The sequence below is a fragment of the Nostoc sp. UCD121 genome (genome assembly GCF_014222285.1).
In the GTDB taxonomy this organism is placed as follows: Bacteria; Cyanobacteriota; Cyanobacteriia; order Cyanobacteriales; family Nostocaceae; genus Nostoc.
Genome location: NZ_JACKZS010000178.1, coordinates 1 through 15,968, shown reverse-complemented (window position 1 = coordinate 15,968; position 15,968 = coordinate 1). Strand labels below are relative to the sequence as shown.

Here is a 15,968-nt window from a genome sequence, read left to right as displayed (position 1 = left end):
GTGGAGGGCTGAGTGGAGGGCTGATTTTTGGGCTGATTTCTGGGCTGATTTTAGGGCTGATTTTAGGGCTGATTTTTGGATTTCATGGTTTAGAAATAGAAAATAAAATTATTTCTAACCAAGGTATTTGGCAATCTGCTAAAAATACAGTCAATTTATCAGTCTTCGTGTTTTTACCTTCCACAATATTAATCTTTTTGATTCTAGGAATTATACAAAATAATAGTTTAAATGAAGCTTTAATTTCTAGCTTAGTGTCTGGATTATTTTTAGGATTATTGCTAGGCATACCTAGAAGTGGAACACCAGTCATTAAACACTTCACCCTACGCCTCATCCTCTACCGCAACGGTTACATCCCCTGGAATTACGCCCGTTTCCTCGACTACAGCACCGAGCGATTATTCCTCCAGCGCGTTGGTGGTCGCTACCGCTTCATCCACAAACTGCTGCAAGACCACTTCGCTCAAATGGAATTCAAGCGGAATTGACCAAGAATTCTGTTTGCTTACGAGTGCCAAGTAATCGATTGTACGACTGAATTTGCAAGCCTCTGTACGCAACCTCTAGCTGATGGTTCAGTAATAGTAATGTCGCCAACTTGCTTTTTAACTACTTCTGCAATAGTCTGCCAAGTAGTCCAACAAACTACTTCATCAACCTGTTCTAAAAGTAATGATTTTTCAAAATTGTGGTTCTCAGTACGGTTTAAAACAGATTCAAGATGAAGTTCAATCGCATCTATAGGATTTAACCGCCCATGTCCTTGAACTGATACAGGTGGTTCTTCACCCAGAATCAGCCATAATATTGGCTCTTGGTTTTGATTTAACGCCTCTTTCATTACCAGAACAAACTCACGCGCGAGTTGCTCTGGCTGAAATGAACTTGGTTTAATACGTTTTGCTTCAATCAACCCAAAACAACTTGGTGTTTTGATTACTCCATCGGGCTGTACCGCAAGTTCTTTTTGATACGCTCTACCACTTGGTGTTAGAAAAAAACTGCCAGGATAAAGAGTAAAATCAGCTTGTTCAATTTCTTGCTGAAGTAGACTACGCACTTTTGTTGCACCTAGTGATGCTTCAACTACAGCACCCCAAAAAGATTGACGGGGAAGAAAGTCTAATGCAAGAAATACTTCAGCAGTGAGAACATCTTCAAACCCTCGTCCACCATTTCGATATTCTTTAACCGTACTACCAACCCACGATATTTCCTGCAAAAGCCGCCCTATAACCCTAGAATTGCTAGTAATGTTCATTGCACCCACATCCCATCAATAGCCTCATGGCTTTGCATTTTAGGGTTCCCATGCAGTAACATTTTCTAACATGACGATGGGAGATGATTTTTATAAATAGTTGTGCAAAATTCTCAGAATTCAAGTTTTAAAACTTCAAGGTTTGGATTCACTCAAGGCATTTCCTGATTCTAAAACAGGTAGAGGTTTATTGAATGGCTCGATCCAATTCCATTACTTTGGGTTATTAAAAACTCCGCTCGTTAACGTGTATCAGTAAATCAAACGTACAATGCTGTAGTTTGCAGCTTATTAATTTTTCTCACTCCGAATCCTTCAACATTCCCGTCAATAATTCCGACATCTCCCACAAGTCTTTATTCCTGTTATCGTCATAAATCATCAACGTTCTGGGGTCAGCATGACGGCTCAACTTCTGCACCTTTCTGATATTCCCATCAGTGGCATCGAGCGCCGCCGTAATCGCCGAATGCCTGACCCTGTGCGGTGACATGGGTTTCTTCACTCCCACCGCTTTAAAAGCAGTAGCCACTATTTTATAGATGGCATCCGTAGTCAATCTATGCCCGAAATTCTGAAAATCTAACGCCGTAAAAATTGGTAAACTAACATTCAAATCCCCCCTAGCAATCAACCAATCAGCAAGAGCCGCCGCCACATCTTTGGACATATCCAAATATTCTTCATTCGTTCCCTTACCCTTCCCCAAAACTCTCAACTTGCGCCCATAAAAATCAAAGTCACCCACATTAAGATGACATATCTCCTGCCGACGCAACGCTAAACCCCACAACACCAGAAAAATTGCATAGTTGCGTTTACCAATCAACGTTTCTCTATCAAATTGCTGAATCACAACAGAGATCGCTTTGCTATCAACACCCCGCGTATCCCGGTACGCCTTAACCTTCTCCCCCGACACATCTTCCAGCGAATAGTTGCACACTCCCAACTTGCGCCCCATCTTCGCCAGCGACTTAATCGCAGCCAACCGCCGATTAATTGTCGCCTCCCGCAACCCAGATTTAATCAACATCGCCTTGTACTTCAGCACCACCATCACTGCCTGCTCTCGCTGCAAGTGCAAAAACTCCAGCACGCTATCACCAGTCGGCGGTACAAGAGTCATCTTCAGAAAGAAATCCCTCAAATCCTTTTCATAAGCCCGTCGAGTATTGGGGTTGCGTTTATCTGCCAACAGCTGCGCCAACACATCTGGATCTTGGTCAAGCTGCGCGTCAAAATATCTGGCGATCGGTGCATCTAAACACGCCTCCAATTCTACCTTGACGATTTCCCCCCAACCTGGCTGATTAAGCATAAATGCTCACTGACTCGTTATTGATAATGTAGGTTTCCAATAACGAATATCATACAGTCACAGGGGGGTGCATGAATGTTTACAATCCGTGAGTCGCAAAATACTTCTTGCGGAAGTAAGCAGGTGTCATTTAGTAATGCTTTGTCTGTAATTTCCTGTTTTGATATCAAAATTGATATCGAGAAACTGATTTGATCGCGAATGGCGATCGCCCCCCGCATAACGTACCTCACCACTAAAAGCAAAACTAAGTGGAACTCTTGGTGTGCTGGTCTTCATAAGAATTGAATCAACTAGGTTTGACGATTAATGTTAGTAACTATCTGATTTTCTGAAGGATGTTTGTAATGAGGTTGATTAATCGGGGGGCATAAATAATCAAAAGAATTGTCAGTATGTGACAGTTGCATACTCCGGGGTGCATTTAGAGCAATGACAGCATCTCCAATCTTTTCACAGCGCTTACAGTTACAGGCTGCTGCTCCTTGTGTCAATATTTCTTTTAGATTCTTGGCAATATTGATAAATCCCCTAGTATTTGAGTTTTTGGGTAGTTGGTCAGCTTGTTCGACTAGTTGCTCAATTTCGTCACGGTACTGTACTAAAAGAAACTGGTCTATTTGACATTTGCTCCGACAAGTCTCTACATCTCCAAATTCATCAGCAAACTGCTTTAATCCAACTGCTGGATTTTTCAAATCAAGGGTAAGTGGGACAATGGCGCGGGCGCAGGCGGTAGAATCAGTATTCGTGTTGTTAAATTTTTTTCTGAGTAGAAGTTCAAAACGTTTGATATAAATTGCTAAAACAGAAAGGGCTGTTTCTTTATCTTCAGGACTGCTAAAGTTGAGTTGATGCGTGCTAAAAAGTTGGGGAATAAGCTGTAAAATCGCTTTGAGTTCGCTAGTCTTAAATCTATTGCTCCACAGAGCAATCGCATCTCCAATATTGTTGATAGTTTCTAGGCGCAGCACAAAGTAAAAGGAAATAAGATTAATCAAATAACTGCGCTTCATCTCCATCTGAACATAGTTAGAGATATAAAGCGGTTGATCAGTAAATTGAGATTGAAAATACTGTTTATAAGCTTGCGTACTTAATAACAGAGAACGGAGAACTGAAGTGTCTAAAAAATGTTGAGTCACAGATTCATCTTCCATTCTGTGTTATGACTCGTCTGAATCTGTATCTAAACTATTGTCAATGCTTACCCCGAAAGGTAGGGTATCAAAGCCTAAGTTTTCTAGAGTTAAAATAGAGTCTTCAACTGATAAATTGTTGATTTTTTCTTGATTGACTAGGGATGTAAGTAAGTCATAAACGCCTTTGTACTGACTGGCATTATAGTCAATCCATCGGTTTTGAAATGCAAGTGCATCATGGAGCGCCATTACCACTTCTGTATAGGGGTCAAAAGGTAATTTATCACGCATGAACCGCATAGTACGTAGTAGGTTGTCTGCATAGACTGCTGCCATTGGTTCTCCAGAGTAAGAGGAGAGTTTTTGTAAATCTACCAAGATAGCCTTGGTGATTTCTACTCCTGAAACTTCTAAGACAGTCTGCTCAATATTCATTGTTTCTCTTCGATAGTAACTTGAGTTGAGTCGGAGCTAATTGACACTTTATGGGGTAGATTTATGAGATGAAACGCTCATTCTTTGCGTCCTGTACTAAAGAAGGGCAGCAATACCTCAGTCTAAAAGTTTAGTCTAGTTTCCAGTCTATACAAAAAATAGTCTGCCAAGATCCAGCAAACTGCTAAACCCCCATGAAACAGAAAAGCCATCAGTCAGCATACGCTACCAAAATAAAAAAATTGGTTGAAACAGCTAAACAACTTCGTACTGAAAATTTTAGGTTGGCGCTACCTATCACACGATTGACTAGCATCAAAAGCCTTTGTCAAGATGAAGTTGCCGCAGAGCAATTTGCTCTTTACATGTCAAAACTGGTTCAGCAGCAAATAAACGATGCTGACTGTGCCAGTCATAAGAGTCCTGAAGAATGGGAGCAGAACAAAACTCTGATTGCTGATGCCATTACTCAGATGGAGCGTTACCTGGAAACCCCCACTCCTGATGGGAAACAATTCCTATGTAAGCTGTTGAGACAAATCGATGAGTTGCAAGGAGACGATTACCGTAATGTCTCTTGGACTACTGTACGTTTTGTCAAGAGCGGTGAACTGCTCAAACTAGAGTATGCTATACGCTGTTTTGTTGAGCAGGATTTTCCCTACTATGCTTATAGATTAGCTAGAGAATTCATAGAAGGCTATAAGCCTCAATATGGCACAGGTTTGATTCCCGAATCCGTGACTATGCTGCTGGAAGTTGCTGAGTTTTGGTGTCAGTACTATTTTGGACAAAATTTGTCACAGAAGTTTCCCAATTTGATTTATTCAACCTAAACTATGCTGTAAAACAGAATAACAAGCTTACCTGACACCCGTGACTAAAGTCATCGCAGTATTCAACCAAGCCGGTGGAGTCATGAAAACGAGCCTCACCATGAACCTCGGCTACCAACTACACCTGAAGAAACATAAAACGCTTCTCATCGACATGGACCCACAAGGAAGTCTCACAACTTTTATGGGTCTAGAACCACACGAACTTGAACAAATTGTTGGTAATGTCATTCTCAATGAAGAAACGCCATTACCAATTCAACGCGATTTGCATGGCATGGATTTATTACCAGCCAATATTTCACTAAGTGCAGTGGAACTACAACTAGCTAGCGTCATGGCGAGGGAAATTCGTCTAAAGCAAGCTTTAGAACCTATACGCAATCAATATGATTTTATCCTCATCGACTGTCCGCCATCCTTGGGAGTGTTGAGCATTTTAGCTTTGACAGCAGGAACCCATGTTTTAATTCCGATCCAAACTCACTTCAAAGCTTTCAAAGGCACGGAATTGCTACTCGATACAATTAAACAGGTGCGAAAACACGTTAATCCTAAGCTGGCGATTGCAGGCATAGTTCCTACACTTTACAGCAATGCCAATCAAGATAAACTAATCCTGGAAGCTTTAGAACAACAGTTATCCTCCCTAGCTAAGGTATATCCCGCGATTCCTCGCGCCACTGCATTTGCTGATGCTGCAATGAGTCGTCAACCTCTAGCAGTTTATGCTCCAAAACATCCAGCAATTACAGTTTTAAAAAAGATTGCCCAAGGCATGGAGAAGCTGTAATGACAAAAAAACGCCTGGAAGTCCCTAAGATGCGTGGCGTTGAAGATTTATTAACTATGGATGTGGAGGCATCTGCTGCTGCTACTACTGTTTCCATCCACAAAATTCGAGTTGCCAAAAAACAACCACGCCGTTGGTTTGACCCCGAAAAAATGTCACAGCTTGTGCAATCGGTACGCGAACACGGGATTTTAGAACCCTTGTTAGTCCGTCCGCTCGGCAATGGAGAATATGAATTAATTGCTGGAGAAAGGCGACTGAGGGCAGGGAAGGAGGCTGGATTAGCTGAAGTCCCAATTGTCAGTAAAGAACTGAGCGATCGGCAAGCTCTGCAAATCGCGTTACTTGAAAACTTGCAGCGCGAAGACCTCAACCCAGTAGAAGAAGTGGAAGCGATACTAGAACTGCTGGCGATAAATCTGGATGTCAGCACTGAGGATGTCAAATCGATTCTAAACGTTGCTGCCAATGCTAAAAAACGTGATTTGGAGTTGACGGGAAACGTTTCCCGTCAACTTGAAGATATTGAAATTACCTTGGCAGGCATTGGTAGATTTAATGCAGAAAGCTTTCGTACAAGCCGTTTGCCGTTGCTCTCTTTACCGTCAGATGTACTATTCGTATTGCGCCAAGGTCAGCTGGAATTTACCAAGGCACGAACAATAGCACGAGTCAAAGACGAGCAAAAGCGTGCTGATGTACTCTCCTCAGCAATTGCTCAAAATCTGTCGTTAACTCAAATTAAGGAATTAATAAAGCAACTGCAATCATCAGAGACAACGCCAGAAGCGACACCAGAAAAAGCCTTGAGCAACCGCTATGCAGAAATAGGCAAGCGTTTACAACAAGCTCAGTTGTGGAAAGACGATAAAAAACGCAAGAAGTTGGAGAGGCTATTGAGTGACTTAGAAAAGTTGCTTGACGAATCCAAGCAGAAGTAAACCTAAGTCTTACGAATGGTTTTTCGGTGATTTTCAGGTCATAAAGCAATTTTATTTTTGTAACCTTTTCGTAGCAAGGCTTCCGATAAAAATATCGGGTCACGCTGGAACCAAAAAGGTGAAGGATAAGGAATTGGCAATTTTTCAGTTGACCAATAAGCACAGAGGTACTCATAACAAGAGCCAAGTCATTGAGGAGCCGGATGATGCGAAAGTGTCACGTCCGGTTTTGAAGACGAGCGGGACTCGTGAGAGTCTCGCTTAGTTTAATGCTTTGCTCAGTAAGCACCTTAAAACGGCAATATTATCGGTTAACCGATATTAAATCAATTTATGTCCACAGTTGGAACAGAAGTTTGAGTTAGCTGGGTTATTTTGACCGCATTGGGTGCAAAAAACAGCAGATTTATCACTACTTTGAACCTCATTTGATTCTGAATCAGGCATGTATTTTGTAATCAAATCCTGAATAATTTTATTCTCACGCTTGTAATTATTACTATCCTTTCCTCCCTCCTGTTCTAGATCGAATTCCCGCAGTTTCAGATAATGGAGCAGATGTTGGAACAACGTCTGTTTTTTCTCACTGGTGTCAGCCTTACTCAGTTCTGCCGTTACCTGACGCTGAATCTCTTCTTTATCAAAACGGCACGCTTTAATTTGCAGCACTTGTACTGCTTCTTCCCAACTAGAAGCAATATCCACATTCTCTGCTCCAGTCACTGTTTTGCGGGTATAACGGATGACATTTTCTTTAGCTTGGCGATTTTGGTCTAGTTGCAGCACTTTTAAAGCTCGTGCTTCCACAATAAGCTTAAAAATTTCTGGTTTTTCTGGGAACACATCCCAAAAAGGAGGTTCTTTTTGAATATGAACTGGGATGGGGGAATCTTTACTTTCACCTCTAAGTTGTGCGCGTTTCGCTTCAATAGATTGACCTTTCCAATCTTGATAAGATTCCTGCAAATTTAGCATTCCTACAACACAACGCAGAGAAAAACCCCCAATTTCTTGTACAAAAACAATCCGGTGACATTCTGCGTTCCCCAAAGGCGTAATAGAATCATTATTACCAACACGTTCTCGCAGCATTGGTATCAGTTTGATAGCGGCAGGGTCACTACTATTACGTCCACCAACTATAGCGGCTGTATAATTTATCTTTGGGTCAAAACCTGCATCTTGACCTTTAAGCACAGCATCAGAAAGTAGAATTAACGGTTTCGATTTATTATAAGCAATTCCTATTCGATTGCGAATCTCTGTTTCTTCGTTGTTGAAAACTTTGAATAGGCGATCGCACGCTGTGAGTTCCCGCTTCAAACGGCTATTTTCAGGTGCATTTACTACAACCGCTTGAGTTTTGTCAGCAATGATATCTTTGAAGTCATTATCTTGCACATCAGCTAGATTTTGTACATCAAAAAGTCGCATTACCTCATCAGCATTACGCTCTCGTTTCCAAAGCGGACTCGCATCCAATAAAACCTGCTGAGAAACATTACTGCAAACTCCATCCATTCCCAATTCATAGCGAGTTTTACTACCAGCAGAAGCCCCTGCAAGCTGCTCTATCATGTCTTGATATAGCTGATTGAGTTCTTGTCGGTCATAAAGCTTAATTCCGTTAATAATTAAAGCGTCAGCACTATCTGCTTGTTGATTAGCTTTTTGCTGGAAGTAATCACGAGATTGCCGCAGCTTTTGATTTAAACGAGCCAGACGACGATTCAATTCATCGAGATGTTCTTGTAGTCTTGCTATCAATTCCCACCCCAAAGCTCTGGCCTTGCGTTGAATCATCGCAACTAAGCTACCCTCCAATCCGATCAAAGCTAAATCGCAACGCTTCTCCATATCATCTTGCTTAGTTAAAGCAAACTTATCCTTGAATTGTGAAATATCTTGTAATGCATTTTCGTACTGTTGCTGTCGATTGGTTTCATTAGGTTGCCAGACTTTTTCAACTTCTCGCCGAAAATTTGTCTCAGCCGTTGTCAACGTCTGACTTACTGCTGTAATAAATGCATCTGCAAATTTTAGACCTCGGTTGCGGTCTTCGATAATACGATAAAATTCTTCTTCTAAAGCTTTTCGACCCCATTGAATAATTCGCTTTTGGTTATCGTACATCTTTATAAAGAAGTCACCATGAGATCGCGTATCTGGACTCAATTCACGGAAGTGGTTATCACGATATTCATTTACCTTTGGTTGGAGATAGTCCAAAAATTTAAGAATTTTCCCGCGTTCAGGTCCTATGAGATTTAGATATTCATAAGTACATTTTAGTTTATTATCGGTAGTTGTTTCGTTGCGGATACTGTTAACCCATGCGGATACTTCAGCTGTTAATGAACGTTCTCCACCAGATGATAAATCTGATAAAAGTTCTGCCGCTGTTAGTCGCATTCCTTTGAGAATATCGGTTTCCACCAGCTTTGTCATATCAGGTGGCAGTGATACGGATTCATTCAGCCACCAACTCACAAAATCAGATGCTAGTCGTTGGGATAGAGAAGTGCGAATTTGGGCAATCGGAATTTCGATGGTTGAGAGACCAAAACTCATAAAGTTTTTAGGATAGCTTCGACCACCTGGATCTGCTTGCGCCCAAGCTCCTTTAATATTGTCTCGAATTGAACGTTTATGAGGAGCAAAATCAGATGTCAAATCCAAGAAGATATTTTGTGCCATCATCTCCCGCATTTGATCCAAATTAAAGTCACTCTCGCCGTTTTTTGTACCTACAAGGTAAGTGAAGTCAAATGGAGCAGATTTACTGCGAATTTCATCAGTTAACTGACTACTAAATTGAGTAACATATTCAGTTCTATGGTCAGAAAAATAACTCAACTCCATTAGTGCTGCATAACCATTAGCGAGGACACGATCTCCCACATCTATACTCGCAAAGGCATTTGGCATCGGTACAATCGCGTTTACTGTTGAAGTACCCTGTCCCCGCAACCAATGACGAATGCAATAACCTATATCGAGCAGCATTCCACTGCCAGTACCACCGGATAAAGACCCGACTATAAAGACATTAAAAGCATTCGTATCAACTTGAACCCCATGCTTATTCTGCATGAATTCTTCATGCCCTTTGACATAATTGCAAATATCATAAAATTTTCTCTGAATCCTGTGATAGTTGCAAAAAAAAGCAAACCTACCGTAAGCACGGATTTGTCCTGCTCCAGCTTCAATTGCCCCAATATTTCGCTCTAATTCTGATGGAAACCAACTCTCAATCCAGGGATAGTTATCCATCTCTGAAATAATTTTTTGAACGTCGCTACCTTTGACACTAGCCCAATATTTTTCATAGTCTTCAAAAGGTGAACCAGATGCTCCTGGATTAGTAACCTTGTATTCTCTATCTGTATCTATTATCAAAAAACTAAGTAGGGGAAAATTCTTTAAATTACCGTAGGTTTCTTCAACTAATCTGCGTACTCTAGATAGCACTTCATTTCCAGTACCACCCACACCTACTAATACAGTAGGAACCATAGTTTTTTCTGCAACTGGCATAACAGCTTCTCCTATTAACAATTAGATTTAATTTTTGAAAATTAACAAGATAAACTAAAGGAAAAATAAAATAATTTCCAAACAATTATGGGGGTAATAACACTCCAAAAAAAGGCGTTCCCCAGAGCTAACTGACCAGAAATATTAGGTGGTAAATTTCCCAGCTTCTGAAAAATCCATCGATCTAGAGGCAAACTTAACATCCACATGAAGGAAATCCAGGCAGCAGCAAGCCAGAAGATAATCCATTTTAGATTACTGTTAAAGCTGGTAAATAATTTATCAATAAATAGCTCTTTCAAATTATTCTGTTTACCGTTCAGGTAAATTCCCTTGGTGCTGAAGGCGGCTAGTTTTAAGGCTGGAATATCTCCCCCTACTACAATGGCATTGATTTTGACTCTTTGAGTTGCTGCTTGAACAACAACTAACGGGGAAATATCAGCTTGACCATCCGTAACTAACAGTAACTCGCGACAGCTATCCTGAAAGCTACTAAGGGCAGCCGTTCCTTTTTGGATGGCTTGATTGATGTTAGTGCCTTCCCCAACTTGAAAAGGCAGTTGAGGGTTTTGCATCACTTGTTTTAACTCTGCCTCTAACTGCTTTTTGTCGGTTTTAAAGGAACTTGTAAGAGGAAGAACTTCGCCAGCAAAACCAAAAATTTGAATGCGGTTAGGAATTTTGAGCATCTGGGAGTTTTGCTCTAGATAGGATTGTACCGCTGCAATTTCTTGAGCCATTACTGTGTTTGGGGCATTGAACAGTTGCGGACTATTGGAGTAAGTACTACCACTTAAATCCAAGGTTATCGCCACTGCTACGTTAGGTCTTCCTAACCCCAAAAGTCCGAACAGCAAAGCTGTTACTAAAAAAGCTCCTAGAAACATGGCTGGAATTTGGAACAACGGATACAACCATAGGCCCCTACGAGAATTATTCACTGAAACTCCGGTAATATTTTTGTAGGTACTATATTATTCAACTAAGTAACATTTTAAAAGGTAAATAGCTAGGATAAGAGTAAAAATAGGACATAAGCAGAGTATTACAGTTGTATTTAGTACAGTTTGATTTTCATAAATTAGTGACAAATTGAACAAGCTGATGTACTGTAACAATAAATTACTGCACATTGTATAGTTTTATACGACAGTCGGCAACTGTCGTTACTTGTAAATTAAATACATTTACTTAACTAAAAACTCCGTGATTACGTTGACGAGCGATAATTTTATACCATATCATAGTGGTGTATATTAGCTGTAAAATGTTTAAAAGTATGAATTTTAAGTTATTTGCTAGCTTGTTAACTGCCGCAGTCCTGAGTCTTGTTGCAACATTAACTATCAGTAGCTATGGTCAGGCTCAAACTCAGAAGAATTCATTTTCTTGTAGTCTAACTACACAAAAGGGATTTCCTGCAACAATGGTTAAAACTGGTTCAGCTACATCCCCATTTATTTATTGGAAGACAAATTTTTTTGGTAATGATTGGACATCAGAAAAACGCTGTATGAAAGTAACTGAAAGACTAAATACATATAATAAACAAGGTAAATTAGGTTATTTTACTACTGGCAAGATGCGTGGATATAATGTGGTATGTGTTACAAGTAAAAATGATGGGCCGTGCGAAGGATTACTGTACACAATTAAGCAGGGAGTTGCGCCCACAGAGGCAATTGATGAATTACTATCTGCTTTTGACCAGGCTGGTACAACTGTGGAAAATAGCGGAGCTATCGTCCATATAAGCAAGATTAATGGTAAAAAGTATATTAATCTGCGAGAAATGCTAACAAAACTTGGCAGGTAGTTTATTAATTAACGATGATTCCCAACTAAGTTTTGCCGTTAGACTTATCCGTAAATAAAGTTTTGATTCTTGATTCATAAGGCTTCGATGTTAGTTTGCGGATATGTCTATTCTAAAAAAGAACAATTTAATCAATGCATACAAATACGTGTTAACTACCTTTTTTTCTACTTTAATAGTGATCTCTCTAGTGCAATCGTCAGGACAAAACGAAGATAGTATGACATCCACTAACGAGAGTTGTCCTCCTCAGCCAAAATCAGAACAGCAGTTACGTAACCTTGCACGCTCTGTAACCGTCAAGGTATTGACAGATAGACAAACTTGGGGTTCTGGGATTTTAATTAGTAAAAACAACGGACTCTACAAAGTTATAACTAATAAACATATTGTCGCTAAAGCAAGAAAATACGAAATTCAAACTGCTAATAATAAACAAAAGTATCCAGGCCAGTTATTAAATACAGTTAATTTTGGTAATAATGATTTGGCAGAACTTCAATTTGCGAGCAAAGATAATTATGTAATTGCTTGTTTAGAAAATACAAAATTATTAACCAAAAACGTACCTGTTTTTGTTGCTGGTTATCCACTAGAAGCAAATCCATCTGTAGACAATGGGTTTGTATTTAAAGCAGGAAATATTGGGGTTGTTTTAGATAAAGATTTACTTGATTATGATGGAATAGGTAGGGGCTATCGTATAGGATACACTAATGAAATAGAGAAAGGTATGAGTGGAGGTCCTGTTGTTAATAGTCAAGGTAGTATCGTAGGTATTAACGGAAGACATAAATCTTTACGTAGCAATCATCCTTATCCATTATATAGCTGGGCGATACCTATTGGAGCGTTGACAAATGCCAACTCTCAATTCATAAGCCAAAAGCCAAATAGTAACGTGTCTCTCCCCAGCAAAGCTAATTCTAATAGTAATTCTTCAATAAATCAACTCACTGTCCAAATTTATAGTGAGAATAATCCAGCTACTAGCCTACCTAACTCTCCATTTAATGCTCAACCTAAGCCTACTCAACCAAGCAAGAAACTAATTATAGAGCAAGCAGTTACTTCTCAGCAGGTAACAGATGTTTATATTGCTTTATCAAATTTAGTTGAGTTAAATGCAGAAGAAATCAGGACAATAGTTAATAGTCCTGAAGGTAAAAAAAGCAATTTTCCGGAGAAAATACAAAAATTAGTTTTATTACTAGAAAAAGTCATAAAATTAGACGAAGAAAGCTCTTTGCCAACAGGGAATTCACAATCCAATACGCAAAAAAATATTAACATTACATCTAATTTTAATGGGTTGGATCATACTGAGAAGATAAACACTATTGAAGAATCTTTAGCCCTGTTTGCAATTTATAATAATAATCAACTAAAAAGAATTATTAATAGCGAAAAAGGTAAAAAATTAGGATTTCCAGAATGGACTCAGTATATCCATAATTCACTTAAAAAAGCTATTAAACTGTCTAATTTAGAAATAATTACCAAACCAAACGATAGCAAAACTCCCAACGAAAGAGAAATCACACAACCTCAAAAAAATCAACAAAAATGATGAGAAACAAGATACAAAAAATCAAATTATGAATTTTCATTACAAGCTTCTTGGTTTACTTACTGCCACAATAGTCATATTTCCACAAACTCACATAGCAATAGCTCAAGAAACTAAAGGTAAATTATATAATACTGCCAAAAATGTAACTGTTTATTTAACGATTCCAGATCCTCTAAATCCTGATAAGCCATATTTACGTGGCTCTGGAGTAATTGTCGGCAAACAAAATAGTACTTACTATGTCCTTACAGCATGGCACGTTCTGTGTCCTACGAAAAAACGAGATAGAACTAAGGCTGTATGCAACCAAAATGACATCAAGAATAAGAACTTTAAGGTCGTTACTGCTAATGGTACATATCCTATCATACCCATTAGTGTGAAGCAAATATCAGGACTGGATGCAGCGGTATTAAAATTTAACAGTGATGTTGCTCAGCAATTTGCTAAAACACCCGATCATCAACAACTTAATAATAATACAACAATAGTTTATACTTCTGCTTGGAAATCTTCAAATGGCATATCTTTACCTAAATATCAATTCAAAAAAGGAGAATTTATTGGACAATTTGATAGACCTGTTGACGGTGCTAATTTTTCATATTTATATGAGTCAGATGAGGATACTCACGGAATCAGTGGAAGTCCAATATTTGATGAGAGTGGACTTTTAGTAGCAATTCACACGGGAAATAATAAATTTAAGCCGGCAGTAAAAATAGGCGTTTTAATTAAAAGTATTTTTAATGAAACTCCTAAAGTAGGCTTGACATTAACTCCCTCAACTATTGCACAAGAAGAAACACCTACTATACAACAGCCGATAACTTTTCTCCCACGCTCTCCTGTTCCAAGCTTAGAGCAAAAACTACCGGAAGTTCTTCCACGGACAATAAACACTCTAAATTACGGCATTACACCTGAATATGGAAATCCCGCATCACTAAAAGTTTTACTAGAAACTAAACAATGTGTATGGTGTAATTTAAATACAGCTAGGCTTTCTGGCGCTGATTTATTAGGTGCTGTTCTAGCTGCTACTAGACTGTCCGGGGCGGATCTAAGAAATACTAATTTTAGTGCTGCTAACTTAGTCTATGCAGATTTGAGGAAGGCAGATTTAAGAGGAGCCAATCTAGAAGGTGCTAACCTGCAAGGTGCTAACCTGCAAAGAGCTAATCTGGAAGGTGCTAATCTTCAAGATGCCAATCTCCAGGGCGCTAATCTTCAAGGGGCTATAATGCCCGATGGAAAAGTTCGTTACTAATTAGTTATAAATCAATTTTTTTGCAGTAACGGCAAAATTTTAATTGTATTATCCTCACTAACGCTAGTAAGAGTTTGCCCATCAAAACCCGAACTGGCTTTATAAGAAGCAAACAGGTCACGATTTAGGGTCAACCAATCAAAAATCTATAAGACATAGCCCTTCTAAAAGCATCTAAAACTTCAGTAAAAGTGTTCAAATTGATCTTCGTTTTTCCTGTTAAAACTCCCTATCAAGAGAGATTTAAGGGATTGAGCCGAGATACATATCTTGGCTCAATCCCTTAAACTGTCAATTAACGCAACTGTGAACATTAGCTTAATTCAGGGAAAGCAATACCACGGTTTTGAAGGTATAGGAACGCGCCAAATTTTGAGTGTCTTATCCTGACTAACACTCACGAGAGTATGTCCATCAGCACTGAACTTTAAAGATGAAATAGCATCTGAATGCCCTGATAGAGTGGAAAGCACTGTCTTTGTTTTCAGATCCCAGAGCTTAATTTGACCATCTACGGAGCCACTAGCCAGAGTTTGTCCATCTGCACTAATAGCAACAGTACAAACATTACTACCATTTGGATCAATCAAAGGATCAACATTTCTCGCAGTTTGCAAATCCCGTATATCAATTTCTTGGTTACAACCGCTACTGACAAAAGTTTTGTTATCTGGATTGATAGCAATATAGACTGCTAAAGCAGCAGAACGCTTTTCTGTGGGGATCTTTTGCCGAGTCTGCAAGTTCCATAAGTTAATTGTCCCATTCCTACTGCCACTCACAACAGCCTGTCCATCAGAACTTATAGCAACAGCAGTGACTGAGCTTGATTGTCCAGGCAGGTCTTGAAGGAATTGTCCGGTTTTTAGGTTCCATAGTTTGATAGCTTTATCCTCACCCCCACTGACAAGAGTTTGACCATCTGGACTAATGGCAACTGATGTTACTGCACCTTGATGTCCAGGCAGGTCTTGAAGGAATTGTCCGGTTTTTAGGTTCCATAGTTTGATAGCTTTATCCTCACCCCCACTGAC

General features: G+C 39.4%; 14 protein-coding genes and 1 pseudogene. 7 read left to right on the top strand and 8 right to left on the bottom strand.

All coding sequences use genetic code 11. The annotated features are described in order from the left end of the window. Positions 1 to 491, top strand: a pseudogene (locus tag GNF10_RS27690) (hypothetical protein); the annotation flags it as partial. Between the two features lie 17 nt (positions 492 to 508). Here GNF10_RS27690 and GNF10_RS27685 read toward each other — a convergent pair. The 5 genes from GNF10_RS27685 to GNF10_RS27665 all read right to left on the bottom strand — a co-directional run bounded on the left by GNF10_RS27685 (position 509) and on the right by GNF10_RS27665 (position 4,162). Further along, entirely contained in the window at positions 509 to 1,264 is a 756-nt protein-coding gene (locus tag GNF10_RS27685; RefSeq protein ID WP_185586259.1) for a hypothetical protein, read from the bottom strand. A gap of 301 nt (positions 1,265 to 1,565) precedes the next feature. Beyond that, positions 1,566 to 2,585: a tyrosine-type recombinase/integrase gene (locus GNF10_RS27680; RefSeq protein ID WP_185586260.1), complete on the bottom strand. Its 1,020-nt coding sequence runs from the start codon at positions 2,583 to 2,585 to the stop codon at positions 1,566 to 1,568. Between the two features lie 126 nt (positions 2,586 to 2,711). Next, a complete protein-coding gene (locus tag GNF10_RS27675) occupies positions 2,712 to 2,864 on the bottom strand; it encodes a hypothetical protein (RefSeq protein WP_185592402.1) in 153 nt (50 codons plus the stop codon). Positions 2,865 to 2,878: 14 nt separating this feature from the next. Further along, entirely contained in the window at positions 2,879 to 3,745 is an 867-nt protein-coding gene (locus GNF10_RS27670) for a hypothetical protein (RefSeq protein ID WP_185586261.1), read from the bottom strand. A 6-nt stretch (positions 3,746 to 3,751) separates the two neighbouring features. Beyond that, positions 3,752 to 4,162, bottom strand: a complete 411-nt coding sequence (locus GNF10_RS27665; RefSeq protein ID WP_185586262.1) for a hypothetical protein — start codon at positions 4,160 to 4,162, stop codon at positions 3,752 to 3,754. Between the two features lie 194 nt (positions 4,163 to 4,356). Between GNF10_RS27665 and GNF10_RS27660 the strand changes: the two genes are divergently transcribed. Genes GNF10_RS27660 through GNF10_RS27650 form a run of 3 tightly spaced genes read left to right on the top strand, consistent with a single transcriptional unit; the run spans position 4,357 to position 6,732 of the window. Beyond that, a complete protein-coding gene (locus GNF10_RS27660) occupies positions 4,357 to 4,998 on the top strand; it encodes a hypothetical protein (protein ID WP_185586263.1) in 642 nt (213 codons plus the stop codon). Between the two features lie 40 nt (positions 4,999 to 5,038). Then, positions 5,039 to 5,791 carry a ParA family protein gene (locus GNF10_RS27655; protein WP_185586264.1) on the top strand — a complete coding sequence of 251 codons (753 nt, stop codon included), beginning with the start codon at positions 5,039 to 5,041 and terminating at the stop codon, positions 5,789 to 5,791. Continuing rightward, a complete protein-coding gene (locus GNF10_RS27650; protein ID WP_185586265.1) occupies positions 5,791 to 6,732 on the top strand; it encodes a ParB/RepB/Spo0J family partition protein in 942 nt (313 codons plus the stop codon). Before GNF10_RS27655 ends, GNF10_RS27650 begins: the two co-directional genes overlap by 1 nt. Positions 6,733 to 7,053: 321 nt before the next feature. Here GNF10_RS27650 and GNF10_RS27645 read toward each other — a convergent pair whose 3' ends face one another. Together GNF10_RS27645 and GNF10_RS27640 are read right to left on the bottom strand one after the other, a co-directional pair. Further along, the gene (locus tag GNF10_RS27645) at positions 7,054 to 10,272 is read right to left on the bottom strand and encodes a tubulin-like doman-containing protein (protein ID WP_185586266.1); all 3,219 of its coding nucleotides are present in this window, start codon (positions 10,270 to 10,272) and stop codon (positions 7,054 to 7,056) included. A gap of 41 nt (positions 10,273 to 10,313) precedes the next feature. Further along, positions 10,314 to 11,162, bottom strand: coding sequence for a VWA domain-containing protein (locus GNF10_RS27640; RefSeq protein ID WP_221643556.1), 849 nt, complete (start codon positions 11,160 to 11,162; stop codon positions 10,314 to 10,316). A gap of 392 nt (positions 11,163 to 11,554) precedes the next feature. Between GNF10_RS27640 and GNF10_RS27635 the strand changes: the two genes are divergently transcribed. The 3 genes from GNF10_RS27635 (at position 11,555) to GNF10_RS27625 (ending at position 14,934) form a co-directional block, all read left to right on the top strand. Further along, the gene (locus tag GNF10_RS27635) at positions 11,555 to 12,091 is read left to right on the top strand and encodes a COP23 domain-containing protein (protein WP_185586268.1); all 537 of its coding nucleotides are present in this window, start codon (positions 11,555 to 11,557) and stop codon (positions 12,089 to 12,091) included. 220 nt (positions 12,092 to 12,311) lie between these two features. Further along, on the top strand, positions 12,312 to 13,661 hold the full coding sequence (locus GNF10_RS27630; protein WP_185607285.1) for a serine protease: 1,350 nt from the start codon (positions 12,312 to 12,314) through the stop codon (positions 13,659 to 13,661). 28 nt (positions 13,662 to 13,689) lie between these two features. Beyond that, positions 13,690 to 14,934: a pentapeptide repeat-containing protein gene (locus GNF10_RS27625; RefSeq protein WP_185584953.1), complete on the top strand. Its 1,245-nt coding sequence runs from the start codon at positions 13,690 to 13,692 to the stop codon at positions 14,932 to 14,934. A 323-nt stretch (positions 14,935 to 15,257) separates the two neighbouring features. Here the strand turns inward: GNF10_RS27625 and GNF10_RS27620 are convergent. Continuing rightward, the coding region (locus GNF10_RS27620; RefSeq protein WP_185607284.1) for a WD40 repeat domain-containing protein at positions 15,258 to 15,968 on the bottom strand (711 nt) is incomplete at its 5' end.

Coding starts and splice junctions, on each gene's coding strand:
- GNF10_RS27670 (WP_185586261.1), bottom strand. CDS start 3,745: ATGGAAGATGAATCTGTGACTCAACATTTTTTAGACACTTCAGTTCTC.
- GNF10_RS27685 (WP_185586259.1), bottom strand. CDS start 1,264: ATGAACATTACTAGCAATTCTAGGGTTATAGGGCGGCTTTTGCAGGAA.
- GNF10_RS27680 (WP_185586260.1), bottom strand. CDS start 2,585: ATGCTTAATCAGCCAGGTTGGGGGGAAATCGTCAAGGTAGAATTGGAG.
- GNF10_RS27665 (WP_185586262.1), bottom strand. CDS start 4,162: ATGAATATTGAGCAGACTGTCTTAGAAGTTTCAGGAGTAGAAATCACC.
- GNF10_RS27650 (WP_185586265.1), top strand. CDS start 5,791: ATGACAAAAAAACGCCTGGAAGTCCCTAAGATGCGTGGCGTTGAAGAT.
- GNF10_RS27630 (WP_185607285.1), top strand. CDS start 12,312: ATGACATCCACTAACGAGAGTTGTCCTCCTCAGCCAAAATCAGAACAG.
- GNF10_RS27640 (WP_221643556.1), bottom strand. CDS start 11,162: ATGTTTCTAGGAGCTTTTTTAGTAACAGCTTTGCTGTTCGGACTTTTG.
- GNF10_RS27625 (WP_185584953.1), top strand. CDS start 13,690: ATGAATTTTCATTACAAGCTTCTTGGTTTACTTACTGCCACAATAGTC.
- GNF10_RS27660 (WP_185586263.1), top strand. CDS start 4,357: ATGAAACAGAAAAGCCATCAGTCAGCATACGCTACCAAAATAAAAAAA.
- GNF10_RS27675 (WP_185592402.1), bottom strand. CDS start 2,864: ATGAAGACCAGCACACCAAGAGTTCCACTTAGTTTTGCTTTTAGTGGT.
- GNF10_RS27635 (WP_185586268.1), top strand. CDS start 11,555: ATGAATTTTAAGTTATTTGCTAGCTTGTTAACTGCCGCAGTCCTGAGT.
- GNF10_RS27645 (WP_185586266.1), bottom strand. CDS start 10,272: ATGCCAGTTGCAGAAAAAACTATGGTTCCTACTGTATTAGTAGGTGTG.